This is a genomic window from Streptomyces sp. NPDC033229, from assembly GCF_055576875.1.
Map to the genome: position 1 here is coordinate 21,598 of NZ_JBVIQR010000055.1, position 7,872 is coordinate 29,469.

Below are 7,872 nucleotides of genomic sequence, written 5' to 3' on the forward strand. Positions count from 1 at the left end.
TCAGCCCGGGAATCGTCGCGGGCGCCCGACGGCACGCGGCGCCCTCGACGGCCGGCCCCCACCCCTACCCCTCCGCGATCACCACCGCCGACGCCACCCCCGCGTCGTGGCTCAGCGAGATGTGCCAGGAGCGCACCCCCAGCGCCGCCGCGCACGCGGCCACCGTGCCCCTGACCGTCAGGCTCGGGCGGCCGCTGTCCGCCGTGGTGACCTCCGCGTCCGTCCAGAGCAGGCCCGCCGGGGCACCGAGGGCCTTGGCGAGGGCTTCCTTCGCGGCGAAGCGGGCCGCCAGGGAGGCGATGCCGCGGCGTTCGCCGCTCGGCAGGTACAGCTCGGCCTCGACGAACAGGCGGTCGGCGAGGCTCGGCGTGCGCTGGAGGGCCGCGTCGAAGCGTTCGATCTCGGCTACGTCGATGCCGACGCCGATGATCATTCGACCGTCACCGACTTGGCCAGGTTGCGCGGCTGGTCGACCTCGTTGCCGCGGGCCGTGGCCAGCTCGCAGGCGAAGACCTGGAGCGGGACGGTGGCGACCAGGGGCTGGAGGAGCACCGGGGTGGCCGGGATCTCGATGAGGTGGTCGGCGTACGGGCGTACCGCCTCGTCGCCGCGCTCGGCGATGACGATCGTACGGGCGCCCCGGGCCCTGATCTCCTGGATGTTCGAGACGATCTTGTCGTGGAGGACCGACCGGCCGCGGGGGGACGGGACGACCACGACCACCGGCAGGTCGTCCTCGATCAGGGCGATGGGCCCGTGTTTCAGCTCGCCCGCCGCGAAGCCTTCGGCGTGCATGTAGGCGAGCTCCTTGAGCTTCAGGGCGCCCTCCAGGGCGACCGGGTAGCCGACGTGCCGGCCGAGGAAGAGGACCGTGTTCTTGTCGGCCAGGGAGCGGGCCAGCTCACGGACCGGCTCCATGGTCTCCAGGACCTCCTCCACCTGGGTGGCGATGGCCGACAGCTCGTGGACGACGGAGACGATCTCGTCGCCCCACTTGGTGCCGCGCACCTGGCCCAGGTAGAGGGCGACGAGGTAGCAGGCGACCAGCTGGGTCAGGAACGCCTTCGTGGACGCGACGGCGACTTCCGGGCCCGCGTGGGTGTAGAGCACGGCGTCGGACTCGCGGGGGATCGTCGAGCCGTTCGTGTTGCAGATCGCCAGGACCTTCGCGCCCTGTTCCCGCGCGTGCCGCAGGGCCATCAGGGTGTCCATCGTCTCGCCGGACTGGCTGATGGCGATCACCAGCGTGCGCTGGTCGAGGATCGGGTCGCGGTAGCGGAACTCGCTCGCCAGCTCCGTCTCGCAGGGGACGCGCGTCCAGTGCTCGATGGCGTACTTGGCGATCATGCCCGCGTGGTACGCCGTGCCGCACGCCACGATGACGACCTTGTCGACCTCGCGCAGCACGGACGCGGGGATGCGGACCTCGTCCAGCAACAGCGCGCCGGACGCGTCGATCCGGCCCAGCAGCGTGTCCGCGACCGCCTTCGGCTGCTCGGCGATCTCCTTGAGCATGAAGTAGTCGTAGCCGCCCTTCTCGGCCGCGGAGGCGTCCCAGTCCACGTGGTACGCCCGGACGTCGGCGGGGGCGCCGTCGAAGTCCGTGACGGTCACACCGTCCCGGCGCAGCTCCACGACCTGGTCCTGGCCGAGTTCGATCGCCTCGCGGGTGTGGGCGATGAAGGCGGCGACGTCGGAGGCGAGGAAGTGCTCGCCGTCGCCGACGCCGACGACCAGGGGCGAGTTGCGGCGGGCGCCGACGACCACGTCCGGGTCGTCGGCGTGCACCGCGACGAGCGTGAACGCGCCCTCCAGGCGGCGGCATACCTGCCGCATGGACTCGGCGAGGTCGCCGCAGGAGGAGAAGGCCTCGGCGAGCAGGTGGGCGACGACCTCGGTGTCGGTCTCGGAGCCCAGGGTGTGGCCGCGCTCGGCCAGCTCGGCGCGGAGCCCGGCGAAGTTCTCGATGATGCCGTTGTGGACCACCGCGACGCGCCCGGCGTTGTCCAGGTGCGGGTGGGCGTTGGCGTCGGTGGGGCCGCCGTGCGTGGCCCACCGGGTGTGGCCGATGCCGGTCGGGCCGGACGGCAGCGGCCGCTCGGCCAGCTCCTTCTCCAGATTGGCGAGCTTGCCCGCCTTCTTCGCGGCGGCGAGACCGCCGTCGGCCAGCACCGCTACCCCGGCCGAGTCATAGCCGCGGTACTCCAGGCGCTTCAGGCCCGCCAATACGACGTCGAGGGCGCACTGCCCTCCCACATAGCCAACGATTCCGCACATGGAGTGCAGCGTAAGGCCCAGGGCTCAACGGCCGCGGTCGATCCGGTCGATGGCTTCCTGGACGAGTTCGAGGTACTCGACCTCCTCGCAGCGCGGCTTGCTGCCCAGCTCGTAGACGGCCAGGCAGTCCTCCAGGTCCTGGCCGAGGTCCTCGTCCGGCAGCTCGTCGGTCAGTTCGCTTTTCACCTGGTCGGCGAAGGCGGTCCGGTCGGCGCCGCAACCGTGGGGATCGTGGCGGGCGTGACGGCGGCGCAGGGATCTGAGAGCGAACACGGTGTCCCTCTGAGGGTGGGGGGCTCCGGGGGCAGTGGGGCGTCCGGAGTGGCTGGAACGTAGCTCCGACCCGCCGGTAGGTACAGGGAACGAGGCCGAACGTCACCCGCTTGTGTCCCACAATCCCGCTCTCACACCCCATAAACCCCACAAAGAACACCCGAATCCCACACCCGGATACAGCCCCGGATACACACCCGGCGCACGCCCGAGGTAACCGCCGGTACGCGCTCCAAGGAGCCCCCGAAGTGAGCCCCGCCCGCCACCCGCGCAGAATGGGCCCGTGCCGACCACCACAGAGCAGCCGCAGCAACGACGCCGCGCCGACTCCTCCCCGTACGTGGATCTGACCCGTGCGGAGTGGAGCGCCCTGCGCGAGAACACCCCGCTGCCGCTGACCGCCGAGGAGGTCGAGCGGCTGCGCGGGCTCGGCGACGTCATCGACCTGGACGAGGTCCGGGACGTCTACCTCCCGCTCTCCCGGCTGCTCAACCTCTACGTCGGCGCGACCAGCGAGCTGCGCGGCGCCCTGAACACCTTTCTGGGCGACGTCGGCGGCGGCCACGGCTCACAGCCCGGCACGCCCTTCGTCATAGGCGTCGCGGGCAGCGTCGCGGTCGGCAAGTCGACCACCGCCCGACTGCTCCAGGCGCTGCTGGCCCGCTGGCCCGAGCACCCGCGCGTCGAGCTGGTCACCACGGACGGCTTCCTGCTGCCCAACGCCGAGCTGCAGCGGCGCGGCCTGATGTCCCGCAAGGGCTTCCCCGAGTCCTACGACCGGCGCGCCCTGACCCGCTTCGTCGCGGACGTGAAGGCCGGGAAGGCGGAGGTGACCGCCCCGGTCTACTCCCACCTGATCTACGACATCGTGCCCGACGAGCGGCTGACCGTGCACCGCCCGGACATCCTGATCATCGAGGGGCTCAACGTCCTCCAGCCGGCGCTGCCCGGCAGCGACGGCCGCACCCGCGTCGGGCTGGCGGACTTCTTCGACTTCAGCGTGTACGTCGACGCGCGGGCCGACGACATCGAGCGCTGGTACTACGAGCGGTTCAGGAAGCTGCGCGCGACGGCCTTCCAGGACCCCGACTCGTACTTCCGCAGGTACACCCAGGTCTCCGAGGAGGAGGCCCTGGACTACGCCCGGCAGAACTGGCGCACCATCAACAAGCCCAATCTGCTGGAGAATGTGGCACCCACCCGCGGACGGTCGAACCTGATCCTGCGCAAGGGGCCCGACCACAAGGTGCAGCGGCTCTCGCTGCGGAAGCTCTAGGCAAGCGCCCGCCCGACCCGCTCCCTCACACCGGCCGGAGCGCTCCCCAGAACGTCCGAGCACCGAGGACCCTCCATGCTGCATCTGCGGATGATCACCCCGCCCGACCGCACCGACGAGATCGTCGAGCTGCTGGAGCGGACCATAGGCGTCACCCACGTGGCCGTACTCGCCAGGGCGGCCCGTCATCCGCAGGGCGACATCGTGCTGTGCGACGTGGCCCGCGAGGCGGCCGACGGGCTGCTGGCGCGGCTGCGCGCGACCGGGCTGCCGGACGTCGGCTCGATCTCGGTCGACGACGTGGGGCTGATGCTCTCCCGGCGCGCGGAGGAGGCCGAGGAGGCGGCGCCGGGCGACGGCGTGGACGCGGTGGTCTGGGAGTCGCTGGTCGAGGAGACGCACGAGGAGTCGACGCTCAGCGTCACTTTCCTGGCGTTCCTGACCGTCGCGACGATGCTCGCCGCCTGCGGCGTGATCATGGACAGCGCGATCCTGATCGTGGGGGCGATGGCGGTCGGCCCGGAGTTCGGCCCGCTGGCCGGGCTGTGCACGGCGATCGTCCGGCGGGCGCCCCGCCTGGCCTTGCGCTCGATACTGACGCTGCTGGTGGGCTTCCCCGTGGCGATGGCGCTGACCGGCGGATTCAGCCTGCTGATGGACTGGGTGGGGCTCTTCCACGAGGCGAAGTTCCTCGCGGACCGCCCGCAGACCTCGTTCATCTGGCAGCCGGACGCCTTCTCGTTCGTGGTGGCGTTCCTGGCCGGCATCGCCGGGATCCTGTCGCTGACCTCGGCGAAGTCGGGCGCACTGATCGGCGTGGCGATCTCGGTGACGACCGTGCCCGCGGCGGCCAACGCCGCCGTCGCCCTGTCCTACGGCGACTGGTCGGAGACCCGCGGCTCGGCGGTGCAGCTGGCGCTGAACCTGCTGGGGATCATCGTGGCCGGGACGCTGACGCTGGTCGCTCAGCGGTTGTTCTGGGCGATTCAGCGGCGGCGCTCCGCGGCCGGTTGATCCAACGGCGCTGCGCGCCGTGTCCTCAAGCGCCGGACGGGCTGGATTTCCAGCCCGTCCGGCGCTTGAGGACCGGGGTCCGGGGCAGAGCCCCGGGTACCTGCTAGCCCAAAGCCGACTTGACCACGTCGGCCAGGCTCTGGGCCACCGTTCGCGCCTGCTCGATGTCCGCGGCCTCGACCATGACCCGCACCAGCGGCTCCGTGCCGGACGAGCGCAGCAGCACCCGGCCCGTGGCGCCCAGCTCGCGCTCGGCGTCGTTGACGGCGGCGGCCAGCTCGGGCGAGGAGCCCACCCGGGACTTGTCGACGTCGCGGACGTTGATCAGGATCTGCGGCAGCCGCTCCATGACCCCGGCCAGCTCCGCCAGCGGGCGGCCCGTGGCGGCGACCCGGGCAGCCAGCATCAGGCCGGTCAGGGTGCCGTCGCCGGTGGTGGCGTGGTCGAGGACGATGACGTGGCCGGACTGCTCGCCGCCCAGGGCGAAGCCGTTCGCCTTCATCTCCTCCAGGACGTACCGGTCGCCGACCGAGGTCTGGACGAGGTCGACGCCCTCGCGCTCCATGGCCAGCTTGAAGCCCAGGTTGGACATGACGGTGGCGACCACGGTGTTCTTCCGCAGCGTGCCGGCCTCGCGCATGGCGAGGGCGAGCACGGCGAGGATCTGGTCGCCGTCGACCTCCGCGCCGGCCGCGTCGACCGCGAGGCAGCGGTCGGCGTCACCGTCGTGGGCCACGCCGAGGTCGGCGCCGTGCTCGACGACGGCGGCACGGAGCTTGCCCAGGTGCGTGGAGCCGCACTCGTGGTTGATGTTGAGGCCGTCGGGGTCGGTGCCGATGGTGATCACCTCGGCGCCGGCGCGCGCGAAGGCCTCGGGGGAGACGCGGGAGGCGGCGCCGTGGGCGCCGTCGATGACGACCTTGAGGCCGTCCAGGCGGTTGGGCAGCACGCCGATCAGGTGCGCGACGTAGTTGTCGAAGCCCTGGTCGTACTCGCGGACGCGGCCGACTCCGGCACCGGTGGGGCGGTCCCAGGGCTCGTCGGCGGCGTGCGCGCGGTAGGTCCGCTCGATGCGGTCCTCCAGCTCGTCGGCGAGCTTGTGGCCGCCGCGGGCGAAGAACTTGATGCCGTTGTCGGGCATGGCGTTGTGGCTGGCGGAGAGCATCACGCCGAGGTCGGCGCCGAGCGCGCCGGTCAGATAGGCGACGGCCGGCGTGGGCAGCACGCCCACCCGCAGGACGTCGACGCCCGCGCTGGCGAGCCCGGCCACCACGGCGGCCTCCAGGAACTCCCCGGACGCGCGCGGATCACGGCCGACCACGGCCACCGGCCGATGGCCCTCGAACGTGCCCGCCTCGGCGAGCACATGCGCCGCAGCGACCGACAGGCCGAGCGCCAGCTCCGCCGTCAGGTCGGCGTTGGCGACACCGCGCACACCGTCCGTACCGAAGAGTCGTCCCACTGGTGTCCTCCGTAAAAACGCGGGTGGGGGGAGGGGGTGTCGCCCCCGCAGATGAGGTGTCGGGTCCGGGTCCGGGGCATTGCATCCAGGTATACGCCCCGGGCCGCCGATAGCCGAACGCCCCGGCGGCACGGATCGTGCCGCCGGGGCGTTCGAGCAGAAGCAGCGAAGCCGCTTGTTTAGCGCTTGCTGTACTGCGGAGCCTTGCGGGCCTTCTTGAGACCGGCCTTCTTGCGCTCGACCGCACGGTCGTCGCGCGAGAGGAAGCCGGCCTTCTTCAGCGGGCCGCGGTTGTTGTCCACGTCCGCCTCGTTGAGCGCACGGGCCACGCCGAGGCGCAGGGCGCCGGCCTGGCCGGACACGCCGCCACCCGAGATGCGGGCGATGACGTCGTAGCGGTCGTCGAGCTCGAGCACCTTGAAGGGCTCGTTGACTTCCTGCTGGTGCACCTTGTTGGGGAAGTAGTCCTCAAGGGTGCGACCGTTGATCTTCCACTTGCCGGTGCCCGGAACGATCCGGACGCGGGCGATGGCGTTCTTGCGACGGCCCAGGCCGGCGGCCGGCTGCGGGTCGCCGAAGCGGGACGCGAGGGACTCGCTGGTGTACTCGGTCTCCTCGGACTCGAAGGTCGCGTCGCCCGCGAACTCCTCGGTGATGTCCTCGATGGGCGTCTCGGCGGTGGTCTCAGCCACGATTCTCCTCAGATGCTTTCTGTCTGGTTCGGCGGTGGCCGGGACTAGCCCTGCTTGACCTGGGTGATCTCGAACGGAACCGGCTGCTGCGCGGCGTGCGGGTGCTCGCTGCCCGAGTACACCTTCAGCTTCGAGAGCATCTGACGGCCGAGGGAGTTCTTGGGAACCATGCCCTTGATGGCCTTCTCAACGGCCTTCTCGGGGTTCTTGTCGAGCAGCTCGTCGTAACGAACCGAACGCAGACCGCCCGGGAAGCCAGAGTGGCGGTAGGCCATCTTCTGGGTCTTCTTGTTGCCGGACAGGTGAACCTTGTCGGCGTTGATGATGATGACGAAGTCACCCATGTCCATGTGCGGCGCGTACACGGGCTTGTGCTTGCCGCGGAGGAGGTTGGCGGCCTGAGTGGCCAGACGACCCAGGACAACGTCCTGCGCGTCAATGATGTGCCACTGGCGCTGGACATCGCCGGGCTTGGGGCTGAACGTACGCACGGTCGTAGCCTTCGCTTCGTGTGTGAGTGGGTCCTGACAAGGCCACCCGGACGATCACGACAGCCTTGGCCGCACCCGGGGACGCAACCCGAGTACCTGCCGCTGGTCATCGGCCCGGTGGACAAGCGTAAGGGCCCCTCGCGTGAGAACGACCAAGCCAATACGCATAACGAACTGGCAGACTACCGTCCGGCCCCCATCCGGGTCAAAACATGCCGCCTGCGGCTTGCGGTACGCGGTGCCCGCACGCTAATGCCTGTCCGGCGGATCTTCGTGCCGCCTGCGGCGGCGAGCGCCCTGCGGGCGCGGGGGGGGGGGGGGGGGGGGGGGGGGGGGGGGGGGGGGGGGGGGGGGGGGGGGGGGGGGGGGGGGGGGGGGGGGGGGGGG

8 protein-coding genes are annotated in these 7,872 nt (G+C 71.2%); 2 read left to right on the top strand and 6 right to left on the bottom strand.

Going from position 1 to position 7,872, the window contains the following annotated elements; all coding sequences use genetic code 11:
* Positions 1-64: 64 nt before the first annotated feature.
* Genes ACZ53N_RS31735 through ACZ53N_RS31745 form a run of 3 tightly spaced genes read right to left on the bottom strand, consistent with a single transcriptional unit; the run spans position 65 to position 2,550 of the window.
* A complete protein-coding gene (locus ACZ53N_RS31735; RefSeq protein WP_469144266.1) occupies positions 65-433 on the bottom strand; it encodes a holo-ACP synthase in 369 nt (122 codons plus the stop codon).
* Positions 430-2,277 (bottom strand): glutamine--fructose-6-phosphate transaminase (isomerizing), encoded by a 1,848-nt coding sequence (gene glmS / locus ACZ53N_RS31740; RefSeq protein ID WP_130879011.1) that lies wholly within the window; start codon positions 2,275-2,277, stop codon positions 430-432. Before glmS ends, ACZ53N_RS31735 begins: the two co-directional genes overlap by 4 nt.
* Before the next feature lie 24 nt (positions 2,278-2,301).
* Entirely contained in the window at positions 2,302-2,550 is a 249-nt protein-coding gene (locus ACZ53N_RS31745) for a hypothetical protein (protein WP_469144267.1), read from the bottom strand.
* 283 nt (positions 2,551-2,833) lie between these two features.
* Between ACZ53N_RS31745 and coaA the strand changes: the two genes are divergently transcribed.
* Both coaA and ACZ53N_RS31755 read left to right on the top strand, forming a co-directional pair.
* Complete coding sequence (coaA, locus tag ACZ53N_RS31750) at positions 2,834-3,826, top strand: type I pantothenate kinase (protein ID WP_469144268.1); 993 nt, start codon at positions 2,834-2,836, stop codon at positions 3,824-3,826.
* A gap of 75 nt (positions 3,827-3,901) precedes the next feature.
* On the top strand, positions 3,902-4,840 hold the full coding sequence (locus tag ACZ53N_RS31755; RefSeq protein WP_469144269.1) for a DUF389 domain-containing protein: 939 nt from the start codon (positions 3,902-3,904) through the stop codon (positions 4,838-4,840).
* A gap of 103 nt (positions 4,841-4,943) precedes the next feature.
* Here the strand turns inward: ACZ53N_RS31755 and glmM are convergent, their stop codons facing one another.
* From glmM to rplM, 3 genes are all read right to left on the bottom strand, one after another.
* Positions 4,944-6,302, bottom strand: coding sequence for a phosphoglucosamine mutase (glmM, locus tag ACZ53N_RS31760; RefSeq protein WP_469144270.1), 1,359 nt, complete (start codon positions 6,300-6,302; stop codon positions 4,944-4,946).
* Between the two features lie 179 nt (positions 6,303-6,481).
* Positions 6,482-6,994: a 30S ribosomal protein S9 gene (rpsI, locus tag ACZ53N_RS31765; protein WP_130879006.1), complete on the bottom strand. Its 513-nt coding sequence runs from the start codon at positions 6,992-6,994 to the stop codon at positions 6,482-6,484.
* 44 nt (positions 6,995-7,038) lie between these two features.
* Positions 7,039-7,485 (bottom strand): 50S ribosomal protein L13, encoded by a 447-nt coding sequence (gene rplM, locus ACZ53N_RS31770; protein WP_130879005.1) that lies wholly within the window; start codon positions 7,483-7,485, stop codon positions 7,039-7,041.
* Positions 7,486-7,872: the final 387 nt, after the last annotated feature.

Bases quoted from the DNA above. Each gene is read 5' to 3' on its own strand.
- ACZ53N_RS31735 (WP_469144266.1), bottom strand. From the start codon at position 433: ATGATCATCGGCGTCGGCATCGACGTAGCCGAGATCGAACGCTTCGAC.
- glmS (WP_130879011.1), bottom strand. From the start codon at position 2,277: ATGTGCGGAATCGTTGGCTATGTGGGAGGGCAGTGCGCCCTCGACGTC.
- ACZ53N_RS31755 (WP_469144269.1), top strand. From the start codon at position 3,902: ATGCTGCATCTGCGGATGATCACCCCGCCCGACCGCACCGACGAGATC.